Annotated in this window: 17 protein-coding genes; 10 read left to right on the plus strand and 7 right to left on the minus strand. The window is 67.2% G+C overall.

Going from position 1 to position 15,434, the window contains the following annotated elements:
* Together VHR41_05535 and VHR41_05540 are read left to right on the plus strand one after the other, a co-directional pair.
* Positions 1 to 428: dihydrofolate reductase family protein (locus VHR41_05535; GenBank protein ID HEX3233636.1), on the plus strand; the 428-nt coding region annotated here is incomplete at its 5' end.
* A 98-nt stretch (positions 429 to 526) separates the two neighbouring features.
* Positions 527 to 1,072: a hypothetical protein gene (locus VHR41_05540; GenBank protein HEX3233637.1), complete on the plus strand. Its 546-nt coding sequence runs from the start codon at positions 527 to 529 to the stop codon at positions 1,070 to 1,072.
* Positions 1,073 to 1,098: 26 nt separating this feature from the next.
* Here the strand turns inward: VHR41_05540 and VHR41_05545 are convergent, their stop codons facing one another.
* Genes VHR41_05545 through VHR41_05560 form a run of 4 tightly spaced genes read right to left on the minus strand, consistent with a single transcriptional unit; the run spans position 1,099 to position 7,573 of the window.
* Complete coding sequence (locus VHR41_05545) at positions 1,099 to 3,225, minus strand: prolyl oligopeptidase family serine peptidase (GenBank protein ID HEX3233638.1); 2,127 nt, start codon at positions 3,223 to 3,225, stop codon at positions 1,099 to 1,101.
* The gene (locus VHR41_05550) at positions 3,222 to 5,888 is read right to left on the minus strand and encodes a TonB-dependent receptor (protein HEX3233639.1); all 2,667 of its coding nucleotides are present in this window, start codon (positions 5,886 to 5,888) and stop codon (positions 3,222 to 3,224) included. The genes VHR41_05545 and VHR41_05550 overlap by 4 nt, the downstream gene beginning before the upstream one ends.
* A gap of 4 nt (positions 5,889 to 5,892) precedes the next feature.
* Positions 5,893 to 6,906: a FecR domain-containing protein gene (locus tag VHR41_05555; protein HEX3233640.1), complete on the minus strand. Its 1,014-nt coding sequence runs from the start codon at positions 6,904 to 6,906 to the stop codon at positions 5,893 to 5,895.
* Positions 6,907 to 6,955: 49 nt separating this feature from the next.
* The gene (locus tag VHR41_05560; protein ID HEX3233641.1) at positions 6,956 to 7,573 is read right to left on the minus strand and encodes an RNA polymerase sigma-70 factor; all 618 of its coding nucleotides are present in this window, start codon (positions 7,571 to 7,573) and stop codon (positions 6,956 to 6,958) included.
* A gap of 428 nt (positions 7,574 to 8,001) precedes the next feature.
* On the opposite strand from VHR41_05560, the gene VHR41_05565 reads away from it, so the two are divergent.
* The 6 genes from VHR41_05565 to VHR41_05590 all read left to right on the plus strand — a co-directional run bounded on the left by VHR41_05565 (position 8,002) and on the right by VHR41_05590 (position 12,653).
* Complete coding sequence (locus tag VHR41_05565) at positions 8,002 to 8,292, plus strand: carboxypeptidase-like regulatory domain-containing protein (protein ID HEX3233642.1); 291 nt, start codon at positions 8,002 to 8,004, stop codon at positions 8,290 to 8,292.
* A 77-nt stretch (positions 8,293 to 8,369) separates the two neighbouring features.
* Positions 8,370 to 8,756: an SgcJ/EcaC family oxidoreductase gene (locus VHR41_05570; protein ID HEX3233643.1), complete on the plus strand. Its 387-nt coding sequence runs from the start codon at positions 8,370 to 8,372 to the stop codon at positions 8,754 to 8,756.
* Between the two features lie 29 nt (positions 8,757 to 8,785).
* Entirely contained in the window at positions 8,786 to 9,190 is a 405-nt protein-coding gene (locus VHR41_05575; GenBank protein ID HEX3233644.1) for a hypothetical protein, read from the plus strand.
* 1,422 nt (positions 9,191 to 10,612) lie between these two features.
* Positions 10,613 to 11,074, plus strand: coding sequence for a GAF domain-containing protein (locus VHR41_05580; protein ID HEX3233645.1), 462 nt, complete (start codon positions 10,613 to 10,615; stop codon positions 11,072 to 11,074).
* Positions 11,075 to 11,101: 27 nt separating this feature from the next.
* Positions 11,102 to 11,539 carry a DUF1772 domain-containing protein gene (locus VHR41_05585; GenBank protein ID HEX3233646.1) on the plus strand — a complete coding sequence of 146 codons (438 nt, stop codon included), beginning with the start codon at positions 11,102 to 11,104 and terminating at the stop codon, positions 11,537 to 11,539.
* Positions 11,540 to 12,278: 739 nt separating this feature from the next.
* Positions 12,279 to 12,653, plus strand: coding sequence for a DoxX family protein (locus VHR41_05590; GenBank protein ID HEX3233647.1), 375 nt, complete (start codon positions 12,279 to 12,281; stop codon positions 12,651 to 12,653).
* Between the two features lie 249 nt (positions 12,654 to 12,902).
* Here the strand turns inward: VHR41_05590 and VHR41_05595 are convergent, their stop codons facing one another.
* Positions 12,903 to 13,229, minus strand: a complete 327-nt coding sequence (locus VHR41_05595) for a CPBP family glutamic-type intramembrane protease (protein ID HEX3233648.1) — start codon at positions 13,227 to 13,229, stop codon at positions 12,903 to 12,905.
* A gap of 50 nt (positions 13,230 to 13,279) precedes the next feature.
* The gene (locus VHR41_05600) at positions 13,280 to 13,486 is read right to left on the minus strand and encodes a hypothetical protein (GenBank protein ID HEX3233649.1); all 207 of its coding nucleotides are present in this window, start codon (positions 13,484 to 13,486) and stop codon (positions 13,280 to 13,282) included.
* Between the two features lie 536 nt (positions 13,487 to 14,022).
* Between VHR41_05600 and VHR41_05605 the strand changes: the two genes are divergently transcribed.
* Positions 14,023 to 14,199 carry a hypothetical protein gene (locus VHR41_05605; protein HEX3233650.1) on the plus strand — a complete coding sequence of 59 codons (177 nt, stop codon included), beginning with the start codon at positions 14,023 to 14,025 and terminating at the stop codon, positions 14,197 to 14,199.
* A 41-nt stretch (positions 14,200 to 14,240) separates the two neighbouring features.
* A complete protein-coding gene (locus VHR41_05610) occupies positions 14,241 to 14,867 on the plus strand; it encodes a hypothetical protein (protein ID HEX3233651.1) in 627 nt (208 codons plus the stop codon).
* A 91-nt stretch (positions 14,868 to 14,958) separates the two neighbouring features.
* Here the strand turns inward: VHR41_05610 and VHR41_05615 are convergent, their stop codons facing one another.
* Positions 14,959 to 15,432, minus strand: a complete 474-nt coding sequence (locus VHR41_05615) for a nuclear transport factor 2 family protein (protein HEX3233652.1) — start codon at positions 15,430 to 15,432, stop codon at positions 14,959 to 14,961.
* Positions 15,433 to 15,434: the final 2 nt, after the last annotated feature.

Consider the following 15,434-nt stretch of genomic DNA (forward strand, 5'->3'; position numbering starts at 1 on the left):
GCGGCATCGCCAAGCTGTTCAAGGACATCAAGAAGTACGTGGTTTCGCGCTCGGGCGACGTCGATACCAGTTGGCGGCGCTCGGTGCTGCTGCGACATATCGCCGATGTGAAGCGTTTGCGGGAAGAAGACGGCCCGAACCTAGTCACCCAGGGCAGCACCGAACTTGTGCACGCCCTGCTCGCCAACGACCTGGTTGACGCGATGAGCATCTTCACAGTGCCTGTCGTCCTCGGCGGTGGCAAAAAGCTCTTCGCGGACGGCTCCGCGCCACACAGCTACAAGCTGACCACCTCTCGCGTCTCGCGCCCGGGCCTCATGATCGCGCACTATGAGCGCGCTGGCGAGATCAAGATCGGGAACACCGCGCTCGATTCACCGAGCGACGCTGAACGCGCGCGTCGGGAGCGCATGAAGCGCGAGGGCTAGCCCAACCGGGTGCGCAGAGTTCATGCATGACTAGAACCTCAGTGGGCGTTGCGGACGCCGCCTAAGGCAGCGGCATTACTCGAACCACACGGTTCGCCATGAACTGGCTCATCCTCATCGCGGTGCTTGCCCTCTTGATCGCGCTGCCGGTCTTGAGGCGGTGGATTGCGCCGCCCTCCAGACCCACGACCGGCCCCCAGGTACTCGGCGACGCGGAAGCGTGGCAGGTTCAAGGCATCAAGGCCGCTCAGGAGTTCTTCCTTCAAGTGCCTTCGCTATTGCCAGACGCGACGGTGCTGTACCTCGAGGGATCGCCAACTCCAGATGTTGTCCAGTTTCTGCGGAGCCATGCTGAGCAAACAGACTATGGTGGGCCTATCGGGACCATCTGGTCATGGCCACCCAATGAGCGCTACTCCCTGCGAGCGACGCCTGAGCTCTTTGCCGGCATCGCCGACCTCGCAACGCGGCATGCCGTACCCGAGCTCTGCTCGCACCTCCACTTCTATCGGCAGGAGGAGCCACTCGCTAACTGGTTCGATGCGTTCGACGATCCTTTTCTCATCTCCAGGACTATCCCGCGCGAGCGAGTGGATCAGTTCTGTACCGCACTCGCGGCTACGGTCTCCGAGGCCTCAGCCTAAGGCGCGCATGCAGCCGGCATGAGCTCCTAACGTGTCGATGCCGCCAACGGATTCTCCCCCCGCCCGCGCACCCAATAGTCGAACCACGCGACGTTCCGCCGATAGCTGTCCTCCCGCAGGAACGGCTCCTCGATCCCGTGTCCGGTGCGGGGATACACGACCAGCGCCGACGGCACCCGGAACCGCTGCAGCACCCCATACATCTCGATCCCGTCGGGCTCCGCCAGCGAAGTGAACCCGAACTCGAGCAACGTCGGCGTGCGCACCCGGTCCATCCGGAAGATCCCCGATTGATCCAGCAGGGTCCGTAGCGAATCCGGGTGCCAGGGGGAGCCGAAGCCGGCCTGGTCGTGCAGAATGGCGACCCGGTCGCGCTGCCCGGCGACCGTCACCGCGTAGCGCAGAAAGTTGGCTGGACCCTCGTTGATGGACGCCGCCCGGAAGCGGTCGGTATGGGTGATGGTGTACGCGCTGAGCGCGCCACCGTAACTGAAGCCCATGACGCCCATCCGGGTGGAATCCACCATCCCCGATCGGATGAGGTGGTCCACCCCGGCCATCACGTCCTCGAAGGGGCCGGGCAGGAAGTCCGAGTGCTCCGGCATGGACTGCCGGTACCCCGCGCCATAGCCCGGCCGCCCGCGGCTGCCGGGCGCGAAGACGAGGTAACCCTTATTGGCGAAGGCGATCAACGGATACGCCGCGGGGTCGTCGAGCTGGAACCCGGCCCGCACCGACGAAGGGCCGCCCTCCAGGAACACCAGCAGCGGGTAGCGCGCACCCGCGACGGTGTCCGACGGCCGGATCAGGAGACCCTCGACGTCGAATCGGCCGTCCCGGCTTCGCCAGGAGACGGTGTCCACCCGCGGCTTCGGGAACGCGGCCCAGCCCGGATTGACGTCGGTTAGGCGCCGCGGCGCGAACCCCTCGAGCGGGCTCAAATACACGTCCGGTGGGGTGACCGGATCTTCCACCGTCACCGCGATCGCCGACGCGGCCGGTGCGAGACTGAAGTGGTCCAGGAAGCGGGTCCCTCCGGTCACCGGCGTGGCCGGCGCGCCGTCGAGGCCGGCCCGGTAGACATGGTGCCCCAGGCGGACGTAGGCATATAAATAGAGACTCCGGCTGTCCGCGGCCCAGCCGAGGAGGTGCGGCCAGTTGCCCACTTCCTCTTCGAAGCCCGGGGCGAGATACCGGGGCTCGCCGCCCTCGGGCGAGAGAACTGCGAGATACGAGCCGTAGTTCCAGTCCACCCTGCCCCGCTGCGACTCGAAAGCGATCCACCGGCCGTCGGGCGACCACTGCGGCGCGGCGTCCCACCCTGGCTGGGCCAGCAGGAGCTTCATCGCCCGGCTCCGCACGTCCAGCACATAGAGGTCGGACTTGTAGGGCACGTCCTCCGGCCGGGCGCCGGCCGACAGCGCGATCCGGGACCCGTCGGGAGACCAGGCGATATCGGCCACATGCAGCGAATCGTCGGTGAGACGGCGCACTCGCCGAGAGCCGATGTCCACCAGCCACAGCGATGCGTTGGTCGTGGTCCGCGCCCCCGGCAAGCGGTTCTGCTTGGTCCAGTCCACGCCGACCGACTGGCCCCGGGTCATGGTGTTGGGGTCGCGCGCCGAGTCGGGCGGGATCGGCCAGAACGCGGCGAAGGCGATCGAGCGGCTATCGGGCGACCAGCGGAAGAACGCGGGCTGCACGGTGCGCGGGTCCACCGCCTGCCAGCGGGCCAGCCGGGTCAGGCGCTCGGTCGCCCGGGTGTCCGGATTCAGCAGCCAGATCTGGTTCGAGCCGTCGCGGTCGGAGAAGTAGGCGAGGCGGCGCGAGTCGGGCGACCAGCGCGCCTGGAGCGACTGGTACGCCGAGGTCGTCGGGGTGCCGGTGACGAGCTTGACCGGTGTGCCGCGCGCATCGGTCGAGCGGAGCCAGAGCTCGGTGACGTAGCGGTTGGACGCCCAGCGGGTGCGGCGGACCTCGTACACCACCCGCTTCCCGTCGGGCGAGAGCTGCACCTCGATCACCTGGGCGACGCCGATGATGTCGCGGAGCGAGGGGCCCGGGCCGGTCGAGTCGCCGCGCTCCTGCGCCGCGCCCGCCGCCCGGACCGTGAGGCAGGCGACGGCCGCGAGGACGAGCGCGCCGGACCTCACCAGCGCGCCCGCAAGCCGACAGTGCTGATCCGTCCCAGCGACGGCAGGTAGTCGAACTCCTCCCCGGTGTTGTTGTTGCTCAGGTTCTCCACGGTGAGCAGCGCCGAGATCCCCGGGGTCAGCGTCTGGGTGACAGTGAGGTTGAGCTTGAAGAACGGATCGTAGGTGACCCAGGCGTCGCGCGCGGGGGTGCCGTTGAAGAGCGCGACGTAGTCGTAGCTGGTGCGCTTGCCCACGAAGGTGAGCCCCGTGGCGATGCTGGTCCGCTGGAAGAGGGTGAAGGCCGCGGTGGCCCCCGCGCTGTGCTTGGGGATCTCCAGCACGTAGTCGCCGGGGAGCAGCTCCCCCAGGTAGCCCACGGCCAGCTCGCGCACCTGGCTGCTGGTGTAGGCGTAGTTGCCGGTGAGCTGCACCGCGCCGAGGCGCATCCCCGCCTCCAGCTCGAGCCCGGTGTTCCGCACCTTCCCGGCGTTCTGGTCCTGGAACTCCGGCACGCCCTGGGGGGTCACGCCGATGAGCACGCTTTGGATCAGGTCCTGCGCGATCTGGTGGTAGTATGTCACGCTGACCGTCCCCCGCCCCGAGGCCAGGTCCACGCCCGCGTCCACGCCCTTCTGCCGCTCGGCCCGGAGATCGAGGTTGGGGAGGTTCCGGATGAAGCCCAGGTCCAGGCCGAGCCGCGACAGCGCCTCCGGCGCCCGGATCGCCTCGCCGTACCCGCTCCGGAGCTTCACCGTCACGCCGCCCACCGGCCGGCTCCAGGCGAGCCCCACCCGGGGCGACACCGGATGCTCGCCGCCCAGCACGGTGTTGTCGTCCACCCGGAGCCCGGCAGTCAGGAAGAGGGCGTCGTCCAGCCCGAGCTGAGTCTGGCCGAAGAAGCCGGTGTTGCTGGTCGGGCTCCGGATCGCGGTGATGGGCAGCGCCGGGTCGGGCCGGAGGACGCCCTCGAAGTTGTCGGAGAGCCCGGCGATGAAGGAGTTGTCGTCGGTGCTGAAGTGATCGAAGCCGGCGGTCACCACCGCCGAGATCCGCGAGGCGGTCGGCAGCGTCACCGAGGTGTTGTAGGCGATCGACTTCTTGCTGGACTCGCGGTTCACTACCTGCAGCAGGGTGTCGTCAGGGGTGAGCAGCCGGGGACGGGTGTTGTACTGGCTCCCGTCGAACGCGTCCACCCCGACCGTGAGGTTGTGGTGCCACCAGGTGACCGGGGTGTAGCCGACGTGCGCGCCCAGGGTGGACTGGTGGTAGTGCCGCTCCTCGTAGCGCGGTGCCGGGCTCTCCAGGCCGGCCGCCACCAGCCGCGGCGAGTTGGGGATGTTCTGGTCGGTGCCGAAGTACCGGCCGCTGATCTCCACCTGGACCGGACCCTGGGTGAGCTGGGCCCCGCCGAAGACGCTGGGCGTGCGCAGGCGGAACTCCGGCAGCCATTCGCCGGTGCGGCCGTAGGAGGCGCCGACGTTGTAGCCATAGGAGCCGCCACCGCCGCGGATGGCCGCGCGGTAGTCCTGCCGCAGCGCGCTGCCGTTCTTGAACTCGCTCTCCACCATGCCGGCCGACGCCTGCGCCTCGTACTCGGGGCGGGCGCGGGCGGGATCGCCCTTCTTGGTGAACACTTGCATCACCCCGCCGATGGCGCCGGGCCCGTAGATCGTCGCGGCCTCGGGGCCCCGGATGATCTCGACCCGCTCGATGCTGGTGGGGTCGATCAGGGTGAAGGTGGTATTGGCGACCTCGACCCCGTCCACGAAGACCTTGACCCCGGTGCCCCCGGTGAACGAGCTGGCGCCGCGGATGGTGATGGCGGTCTGCTCGGGGCTCTCGCCCAGGTCCCAGGCCACGGCGCTGGGGACGAAGATCCGAAAGAGCTGGTCGGTCCGGCGGAGCTGCTGCTGCTCGATGTCCTTGGCGGTGATCACGCTCACCGGCGAGGGCAGCGCCTTCACCTCCGTCGGCACCACAGTGCCCACGCTCACCAGCTCCTCCAGCTCGGTCGCCGCTGGCGCGAGGGCCAGGTCCAGGTTGAGGTCCTGGTCGGTCGCCACCGTGATCGGCCGGGTCTGCCTCCCGTAACCGATGCGCCGAGCCACGAGGGTGTAGTCGCCGGCGGCCACGTCGGCGAGCCGGTAGCGGCCGTCGGCCGAGGTGAGGGCCCGCCAGCGGGTACCTTGCAGCAGCACCTCGACCGACTCGAGTCCCTGCCCGGTCTGCGCGTCGGTGACCTGACCGGACACGCTGCCGATCCGGGGCGCCCGGCGCTTCACCAGGGCCGCGCTCCCGTCGGTCTTGAACACCACGTCCACGCCGGCATCGAACAGCACGTCGGTCAGCGCCGCGGCCGCGGTGACCGCCTCGGCGCGGAGGTGCACCCGGTTGCCCAGGGGGACCACGTCGTCGCTGTAGGCGAGGACCAGCCCCGACTGCGCGGCAATGGCCTCCAGCGCCTCCTTGAGCGTCGCGCCCTCGAGCTGGAGGGAGAGGCGCCGGGCGAGCGTGCGGGTCCGGCTCACGTCCACCGGGACGAGCTCCGTCGCGGTGGCGAGGAGGAAACGGGGCCCCCGCTCGTAGGCGGCGGTCGCGACCGCCTGTGCCCGGGCGGGAGCGGCGGACAGGGCGAGGGCGGCGGCGAGGGTGTGGGCAACCGCGATCCGCAATCGGTGCATGCAGCTACCTCCGAGGTCGGAGCGTCACCGCCCGGCCGCTCCGGTTCACTTCCAGCTCGAGCGAGAGCCCCAGTAGTGCCAGCACCTGGGACACCGACTGGTTGCGGAAGGTCGCGGTGAAGCGGCGGCGGCCGAGCGAGCTATCGGCGAGACGGATGTCCACGTCGTACCAGCGGGCGAGCTGGGGGACGACCTCGCGGAGCGGTGTGCCGTCGAACACCAGCGCACCGCCGGTCCACTTGAGGTACGATGCCGGATTCACCCGCCGTACCTTGGCGGTGCCCAGCGAGTCGAGTTGGCCCAGGTCGCCGGGGGAGAGGGTCATCAGGGGCAGTGAATCGGCGGAGGTCGGCTGGCGGAGTCCCACCTTCCCCTCGGCGACGACCACGCGCATCCCGCGGGTCTCGGCGTAGGTGGAGACCACGAACTCAGTCCCCAGGTCCTCGGCGGTGCCGAGGCTCGTGACGACGCGGAAGGGGCGCAGGCGGTCGTGCCGGACGACGAAGTAGCCCTGACCGTCGAGGCGCACTTCGCGTGGCGACCCGGGCTTGCCATAGGCCGCGGGGATGGTGAGCCGGCTCTCGGCGCCGAGGATGATCCGCGAGCCGTCGGCGAGGGTGAAGGCGGCCCGCTCCCCGCGCCGGGTGGCGACCTCGCGGGCGGCCGGGGCCGGCGCGATGTGCTCGCGCGGCGCGAAGAAGTAGAGGGAGGAGCCCGCTGCCGCCGCGAGCGAGGCGGCCAGCGCCCAGGGGAGCCAGGCCACCGCCCGCCGCCCCGGACGGATCAGCGGTGGGCGGGTGTACCAGGGCATCCGGCGGGAGACCTTGCGCCAGGCGGCGTCGGTGTCCCACATGCCACTCGGCTCGCCGCTACGGCCCGCCGTACGCATCCCCTCGGCGAGGGCCGACAGCTCGGGGTTGCCGGCGACCCAGCGGTCGAGTTGGGCCAGCTCCTCGGCGGTGCCCTGGCGGGTGAGGTAGCGCTCCAGGCGCTGCCAGTCGTGGTCCGATAGCTCCATACCGGAACAACGACTCAGACCGGTGGACCCCTAGGTCGGGGTCGGGAAGCTACGGCTTGAAGGCGGCCAGGCGGTCCCGGAGCGCGGCACGCGCACGGGTGAGGTGGGCCTCGACCGCCTTGACCGACACACGCAGCGTCTGGGCGATCTGGCGGTGGGTGAGCTGATGCTCCCAGCGGAGGATCGCGGTGGCCCGGCAGCGCTCGGGGAGCCGGTCGACGGCATCGCGGACCGCCTGGGCCAGCTCCGCGAGCTGGGCGGCTTCGTCGGGCGCGGGGGGCGGCGCACCGAGGGCGGGCGCCGGCTCGCCGGCGGCCCCGCCCGTGCTCTCGGTGCGCTCGACCACGCGCCGGTGCTTCAGGTGATCGAGCGACCGGTTACGGCAGGCGGCGAAGAGCCAGGCGGCGACGCCCGCGGCGGGGTCGAATGCTTCCCGCGTCTCCCAGAGCCGGAGGAAGACCGTCTGCACCAGCTCTTCGGCGGTCTCGCGCGAGCGCACGTAGGACCGCGCGAAGTCGCACAGCGGCTGGTAGTAGGCCCGGAACAGCTGCTCGAACGCCGGCTCGTCGCCGGAGCGGATCCGGTCGATCAGGGCCGACTCCGCCGGTGCGGCCGGCGGGGTCGAGGGGGCAGGCGCGAGGGAATCGCGCTGGGGAGAGGTGCGCATGATCGTGGAGGAGACCACCTTAACGGCAGGGACGGCATCGCGCAACGACCGATGCTCGGTGCCGTGCCTTCAGAGCTCTCGCCCGTGAGGGCTGCGCGACCTGGATTCCGCTCGTCCATAGCGAGCGGCTCGCGGCCGGGATAACCAGCTAGCCGGAGGACTACTAGATTCAGCAGGTTGATAGATACACGGCAGCATCACTTCCGGGGGACTTATCCAGCGATCAGCAGACGCACCCGGCGTACTGGTATTCCCCCCGCTGCTCTTTGGGCGAGCCCAGTGCTGGACGAGCGCATTGCTTGCGGGAAGTCGTCATGGTTAGTCACTGCGCGCTCGGGACATGGATCGTTCTCGCAACGGCCACAAGCCTCGCTACCGCCTGCGGCTCGCCGACCGACCCATTTACCTCAGGTCCAGCCCATGCCAGCGTGACCGGGCTGGTCACAGCCCACGAGGGGACTCCCCTCCCCGGAGCTACGCTCCGCATTGGCTGCGCCGGCGGCGGGTCCGCCGTGGTTATGCTGACCGACTCCACCGGCCACTACGTGGCTAACTTGGAGACCGGCTCAGACCCCTTTGACGGCGCCAGCGGAGACGTTCTCTGCCATTTCGCGGAACCGGCCGCGGAGAACGTCCGGGTCCAAGTGGACACGTTGTTGGGCTTCGCCCGAGGCCCGCTGCTGGCGGCGCTTCAGTTCGTTGACCTCCACGAGCCGTAGGGTGGGTGGCAGCTTAGGGGTCTCGCCGAACATCGCAATGAAGAATGCCCGCTGATCTAGCGCCAGGCGACCGTACTGTGCTCGAGAGCGTTGTCGGCCAGCTTCAGGCCGCTTGGAACGCCATGGACGGCTCAGCGTTCGCTGCCCCCTTCGCCCACGATGCCGATTTCGTCAATATCCGCGGCGAGCATTTCCGCGGCCGGCCAGCGATCGCCGCGGGTCATGCCGCGATCTTCCGGACCATCTACGCCGGGAGCACCGTCCAGTTCACCGTCGAGGGTGCCCGACTGCTGCGCCCGGACGTCGCTCTGCTGCACGTGCGCTCGGTGCTGGACGCTCCCCACGGGCCGCTCGCCGGGCGGCACGGAGCGTGTTTCTCTTTGGCCCTCACGAAGGAGCCCGGCGGCTGGGAGATCGCCGCATTCCACAACACGCTGGAGGCTGAGCAGGGGCCGCCCCGCTGATCGCGGACAATGACATGATGGGAGTGCACATGGCATATCTAGTCGGGGCGCTTCTGGCACTCGGGGTGGGCGCCATGGCCACGCTTCTTCGCCTCGATCGGGATCGGGCCTTCTATCCCACCATCCTGGTTGTCATCGCCTCATACTATGCCCTGTTCGCCGTCATGGGCGGCTCCAACCACGCTTTACTCAGTGAGAGCGCGGCGATCACCGTCTTTCTGGCTGCCGCAGTCGCAGGGTTCAAGCGTTCGTTATGGCTCGTCGTAGCCGCGCTGGCGGCGCATGGCATCTTCGATGCGTTTCACAACCAACTGATCACCGATCCTGGCGTACCGTCATGGTGGGCACAGTTCTGCCTCACCTACGATGTCGTGGCGGCCGGATACCTCTCCTCTTTGCTCCTACTCCGGGCAACTCCAGCGCATGCGCGCTAACCAGCGCGGGCAGGACCTTCGATCGTTCTTTTGCGCAGCCATGAGCTTGCTCGCACTCGGGTGCGGCTCCGAGCCAAATGGCTTTGAGCGAGGCTGTGAAACCGCCGTCAGCTTTCAGGTAGGCGCGGGCCTCACTCCCCAGATCGATTGGTCACCGGACTGCAAGCTCGGTGTACTCCGCATCAGTGGGGTCAACGGCATCATGTGGCAGCTGCGGGCTCGTGACCAAATGGGACCTGACAACCTGATCGCCCCCGCGTTGCGTTACGGCGAGCCTCCTGCCTCCACCACGGTGGAGGCAGGGCCTCTACCCCTGGTCACGGGCGAACAGTATGGCATTCAAGCCTGGGTGGTTGATCTGAATGGGCAAGCCATCGGTGCCGGAGAAGCCTCGTTCCAGAGGTAGCGCTCGCGTCCTGGCACCACCGTCCCAGCGGCCGAAGCGGAAACAAGGGTTTGTGCGGGCGCAGGCACGAGGGTCCGCAGCCGATGGGCGAGTCGTCAGGCGCCGGAGGTCAGAGTCGTGGCAATCCCTGGGAGTGAACATTGGCAGGGCAACTGGAGCAGACCTAGACGGCATTATGGAACTGCAAGCAGCAAACCAGCCCGAGCGCGGAGGCATGCTGTCCGCAAACCTATCGCGTTCCCGTGTCGCAGCGATGATGCTTGGGAGGCCCCTGATCGTTGCGCGCCGGAGTCGGCGCGTTGTCGCCTTCCTCATGAATAGTACGCGGGAGATGAATGACGATGTCCCCATCATTCGCGCAATGCTGGACGCGTATCCGGGGTCGGCTGACGCGTATGTGTATGGTCCCATATGCGTGAAGGAAGAGGAACGTGGCAAAGGGCTAGCTCAGGCCATGTTCGCGGAATTGCGGCGCCTAGAGCGGGGGCGTGAGGGCATTCTGTTCATCCGGCGTGACAATGCGTCATCCCTGGGTGCGCACACAAGAATGGGCATGCGCGAGGTGGGTGGGTTTGTTTTCGGTGGAATCGATTACGCTGTTCTCGCGTACGTCGGCTGAGACCCTCACTGACAAAACAGCGCCAACAATTCTCTGCAGAAACGGGGGGTTCGGTCCGGGCTACGGAACGTACGGATTGATTACCGGCGCGCGCCCCACGACCAGGGGCACGTCGCCCTGCAGATCTACGAGACCTTCAATCAAGTGGACCCTGAGGATGCAGGGTGGCATTGGCCTTCAGAGCTCGTGCCGATCGCGCACTGGGGATGCACGATCCAATCCTGCATCGACGTGTCGAGCTCGGCTGGTCGCATGGTGCGATTCGACCCGAACGATCATGGACCCGATGAAGGATGGGAAGGCGCATGGTGGGAGGAGGCTGCGACTTCGACCAAGTGGTGGGAGGCGTGGCTGGAAGGCCGGTTGAGCTTCGAGCAGGGGGCTGCCTAACCCGCAAATGACTCTCCCTATCCTCTCCGAGGCCGTGGGGCAAAGCCTGCGAGGTCCTGGCACGCGCGCTCAGCGCGCCAGGGCTGTCGCCGAGGCTATTCAACGCGTGGGTCGCTTTGAGTGGGTTGGGATCTACGACATCACGCCGACCGAGATCGCGGCGATTGCCTGGACTGGCACCGAGCCGCCCGCCTTTCCCACCTTTCCGCGCACGCAAGGTCTGAATGGCGCGGCGGCTGCGAGCGGCGAGCTGGTGGTGGCCAATGACGTGGCGTGCGATCCGCGCTACTTGACCACCTTCGCGCGGACGGGAGCGGAGATGATCGCGCCGGTGCGGGATCAGGCGGGAAAGGTATGCGGAACCCTGGATATCGAGAGCTCTCGAGTTGGCGCGTTCGGTGACGCGGAGCAGGCCTTGGCACGGGAAGCTGCCGAGTTGATTCGCCCGCTGTGGCAGTGCATGGCCTGAGGGGTTCTCGTTACGCGGAGGAGGGATATGCTCTTCGAGCTGGTGGCCACGCTTTGTGCCGGTTTGTTCGCCGGCGCCGCCGTGTACGTCACGCTGGTCGAACACCCGGCACGCCTCGAGTGCGGGACTGAGGTGGCCACCACTGAGTTCGGCCCGAGCTACCGGCGCGCGAGCGTCATGCAAGCGTCCCTTGCGGCACTGGGGCTCGTCGCGGCTGTGGTGGCCTGGGTGCAAGGCCGAGGGGTCGTAGTCTTGTTCGCCGGCGTGCTGCTCGGGATCGCGATCCCCTTCACGCTGCTCATCATTCTGCCGACCACGAAGCGACTGCTGGATCCCGCGCTCGACGGAAGCTCCGCCGAGGCGGCCGGCTTGCTGAAGCGCTGGGGCCGGCTGCACACCGTACGGAGTGTGGCGAGCACGTTGGCCTTCGGCTTGTTGCTCTGGCACGCAGTGATGTCGTCCTGACCTGTGTCGGACTTCTGCGACGAACCAGCCTCCTCCGAGGGTGTGGATCGCTATTTCCCCGGGCGCTACCAACGAAGCGTCCTGCACGGCGTCGGACATTTCCCTCCCCGGGAAGCTGCCGAGGCCGTGGCCGGAGCCGTCGACAGCCACCTGCGGAGGGCTTGAGCTGTCGGGGGATTCTCCTATCGGCCCGAGGTGCCTGCGGTTGCTGTCTGTGGCACCTTCGACGGGCGGGCGAACCCCTCTCGGTTCTCTACTGGGAAGTACTCATTACGGCTGATGCGCCCAAGGAGAGGCTCCAGCAGATTGCGGACAGCATCCACTGAAGCGGCTTCCCAGATGCAGACGGCCCGGGTTCCATCGGGTGTGGGAAAGGTGTGGTGGAGCTTGACCTGCGGTGAGAGGGTGTTCGGGTCAGCGGCGTTCCAGAACGCGGCTGGCTCGGAGATCGTGTGCTGGACCATGATGAACATGAGTCCCCCCGAGTAAGTAAGGAAAGTTTGGTAGCGGTCGCTACTAGATGGAACTGTTTCTAAGCGTTGTCAAGCCAGGACGCCTGGTTCGTTGATGGCGGTCGTCATGGCTCGGCTGGACCTCGCTCCGTTGCCGGAACGACAGCGCACCGCTATCCTCGGAATGCGGTCCCATCTGTTCTCGTAGCACTTTAAGAACAGCCCTGTCGCAGGGCGACATGGTTGCGAGGCTGCGGCGGTTCGGCGACCGATACGTCGGAGGATCCGTGATTCGAAAGATCGCATATTGGGCCAGCACCGCGATCGTTGCACTGTCCCTGCTGGCTGCTCTCAGCTATCTGAGCGGGAGTGAACAGGTCGTCTCCGGGTTCGCCAAGGCCGGCTACCCGCAACACCTCAGGATAGTTCTCGGAATCGTCAAACCCGCGGCCGCAATCGTTCTGCTCTTGCCTGGCTTTCCTCTCCTGAAGGAATGGGCCTACGCCGGCGCGGCCTTCACGTGGGTGATGGCGTTCATCTCAGCGTACACGGGCGGAGAGCAAACGTGGCCAATGCCGCTGGTGCTCCTGGCACTACTGACCGTCTCCTACGTAACCCGGCCTGCCAGCCGCCGCCTGGTATTGACACCGGCGGGTGCCTGATCCCAGCTAGCGGCTGAAAAACCTCATCTCGTCAGCTCCCAGCGCTCGGTTATAAAGGGCCAAGTCGTCGATCCTGCCGTGAAACAGCTTGGTGCTCCCACCGAACTCCCAGTCGCATTTCAAGGTCAAAGGTACAGAGGATCGGTGATACGCGATCGGTGCCAGCGGACCGACTTGAAGTGGCGTCACAGGTGCCAAAGTCGTGAGTCCACTCGTTGAGTGGGATCAAGGATCGGAGCAAAGGCCGCCTCATGCCCTCAACAGCGGAAGAAGCACGCCGATCAGCACGCCCGCACCATCCATCAGGGCATGCGAAAGCGCCAACGGCACCAGCCGGCGAAGTCGCAGGTACACTACCGTTGCAAAGACGGTGTTCGGCACCGGCGACAAAAGCCGAAAGGCCATGTACCTCGGATCAAAGGTCAACGGCATGAAACTGTGCTGCAACGACCAGGCGAATGCCACGATGGCAACCGCCAGAGTCGTACTCCGGCACACAACCTGGAAGCGGGGTGCCAGATAGCCGTTATAGGTCATTTGCTCGGTCAGTCCCCAGATGAACGGAAATACCAGCACTCCATAGAGGGCGGCCGGCAGTGGCAGGGATCCATAGAGGTACGGCGGCGTCAGGTCCCGTACCTGAGCCAGCCGCTGGCGTAGACGCCACCGAGAATGCATGCGAGGCTCGGCGGGATGAGCGCCAAGCCGAGCAGTGCATCGCGGACGAGGCGCTTCCGCTCGAAGCCGACCAGGTCGAACAGGCGGATGCCCTCGCGGCGGGTGAGCCGCCATAGCAACGCCAAACATCCGGCGTCGATCAATGTCCCGTACACCGGCAGCTATGGCTCAGCGTCATGCCATGGAGTCGGCGACGATCGCAGGGCGAAGACGGCCGCGACAACGGCTTGCGCCCCGACAGCACAAGCTGCGCGGGCGAACAGCATCAGTGCCGGGCCACGCCATGTCAACGTCCCCGCGTCCAGCCGCCCACGGAGGGCATCGTCGGAATTCGGGTCCATCGGGCAATCGTAGTATTCTAGGCGAACTGTGCACAAGAGACTCGTGCGCGCCAGACGAGCGAGGCAGGTGGGTTTAACGCGCGCTGCGACCGCGTCGCGCGAGAACCGGTGCGACGTTCGTCGCGGTTTGGGCATCCGACCAGCAGCTTTTCAGTAGGAAGCCTATGCGCTGGTCGATCAGTGGGTTAGGCCTCTTGCTCCTCGGAGCAGCCACGAGGCCAATTACAGGGCAGGCCCAAACAACGCTCCACCTGGGGCGGCAGGACCGGGTGCGGCTTGCGGAGGTGAGGCGGCTGGCCGAGCTGAGTGAGAGGCTCTGGCCCGGTTGGGGGCGCACCACGTTAGACGTATTGCTCGTCACCGATTCCGCCGAATTTCTCGTCGGTCACCCCCGCCCCACCGCCGACTTTGCCCGGCTGGGTTACGATACGCTGGTGAAGACCGACGTCTGGACCCGTCCCAGACAATTCTCCCCCAGCCTCCTGGCAACCTTTCCAGCCGTGGGCGGGGTGCCCACGATGTTGTAGGATCGGCTGAACGCACAGGGAAGTCTTCGACCGCCTGGGTATTGACACTCCTCCACGAGCACTTCCACCAGTGGCAGTACTCCCAGCCGAACTACTACGCGGGCGTTGCCGGGCTTAATCTGGCGCACGGCGACACCACTGCGCAGTGGATGTTGGACTACCCCTTTCCGTACGACTCGGCCCCCGTGCGCCGGGCCATGCGCCGCCTGGCCAATTCGCTGCTTCGAGCCTTAGATGCAAAGCCGACTGCCCGGGTCGGTGCCATAACGGACGTCCTGAGCGCCCGCAACCTGCTCCGCAATCGCCTCACAGCGGCTGATTACCGCTACTTCGAGTTCCAACTCTGGCAAGAAGGCGTGGCCCGCTTCATCGAGTACGCCGCTGCTCGGGCCGGCGCGGAGTCAGGGCAGCCCTCGGCCGAGTTCAGGAGCCTGCCCGATTACGAACCCTATAGCAAAGCCGCCGATCGTGCGCGCCGCATTGTGCGGCGAGAACTCGAGCACCTCAACCTCGGGCGGGACCGACGTGTCGCGTTCTATCCTGTCGGCGCCGCGATCGCAATGCTGTTGGACACTACCCGGTCCGACTGGAAGCAGATCTACACCGTGTGCCCATTCACACTTCCGCCTCTCGAGAGTGGCATTCGTCCCCGTCCGGAGTGCCGCTAAAAGCCGATCCGCACGCCGACCTCCGGTGGGTGACGGGTGTGCTCACCTGGAGAGGCGTGGGCCTGGGTGCCCCCGCGCGACAGACCTTCAATCACGGGCCCGCGACCGCGGTGAGCTGGTTGGCGACCTGCTGCCAGCGGCCGTCGCGATGGACCCAGACCACGAGTGCACGAAACCTGCCGCTCTGGTCCTTGCCGCTGTAGCGGCCTTTGAGGGTCAGCAGCGTCGTGAGCACCGCGACATCGCCATACACGCGGATGCTCTCTTCCTTCGGCGCGGGCGCCAGCGAATCGAAGGTCGTCCGGCCGGTGCGCACGTTGGCGAGCCGATCGGCCCGGGTCAGTCGCTCGCCCCGCGGGTTGACGAAGGTGAACTCCGGCGCCCAAATTCGCTCGAGCGCCGCCACGTCGGCCCGACGCAGGGCGTTGTCGTACTGGCGGACAGTCTCGCGAATCGCTGTGATGGCCGCGGAGTCGGTGGTGGCCGCCGATTGGGCGGCGAGGCGAGCCGGCAGCAGGGTGAGCAGCAGGAGGGCCAGCGGGAGCCGGGGCGGGCGCAGTGACATGA

The sequence above is a fragment of the Gemmatimonadales bacterium genome, assembly GCA_036265815.1.
GTDB lineage: Bacteria > Gemmatimonadota > Gemmatimonadetes > Gemmatimonadales > GWC2-71-9 > CAVVWJ01.

Bases quoted from the DNA above. Each gene is read 5' to 3' on its own strand.
- VHR41_05580 (HEX3233645.1), top strand. From the start codon at position 10,613: ATGACTCTCCCTATCCTCTCCGAGGCCGTGGGGCAAAGCCTGCGAGGT.
- VHR41_05585 (HEX3233646.1), top strand. From the start codon at position 11,102: ATGCTCTTCGAGCTGGTGGCCACGCTTTGTGCCGGTTTGTTCGCCGGC.
- VHR41_05540 (HEX3233637.1), top strand. From the start codon at position 527: ATGAACTGGCTCATCCTCATCGCGGTGCTTGCCCTCTTGATCGCGCTG.
- VHR41_05615 (HEX3233652.1), bottom strand. From the start codon at position 15,432: ATGTCACTGCGCCCGCCCCGGCTCCCGCTGGCCCTCCTGCTGCTCACC.
- VHR41_05575 (HEX3233644.1), top strand. From the start codon at position 8,786: ATGGCATATCTAGTCGGGGCGCTTCTGGCACTCGGGGTGGGCGCCATG.
- VHR41_05550 (HEX3233639.1), bottom strand. From the start codon at position 5,888: ATGCACCGATTGCGGATCGCGGTTGCCCACACCCTCGCCGCCGCCCTC.
- VHR41_05555 (HEX3233640.1), bottom strand. From the start codon at position 6,906: ATGGAGCTATCGGACCACGACTGGCAGCGCCTGGAGCGCTACCTCACC.
- VHR41_05560 (HEX3233641.1), bottom strand. From the start codon at position 7,573: ATGCGCACCTCTCCCCAGCGCGATTCCCTCGCGCCTGCCCCCTCGACC.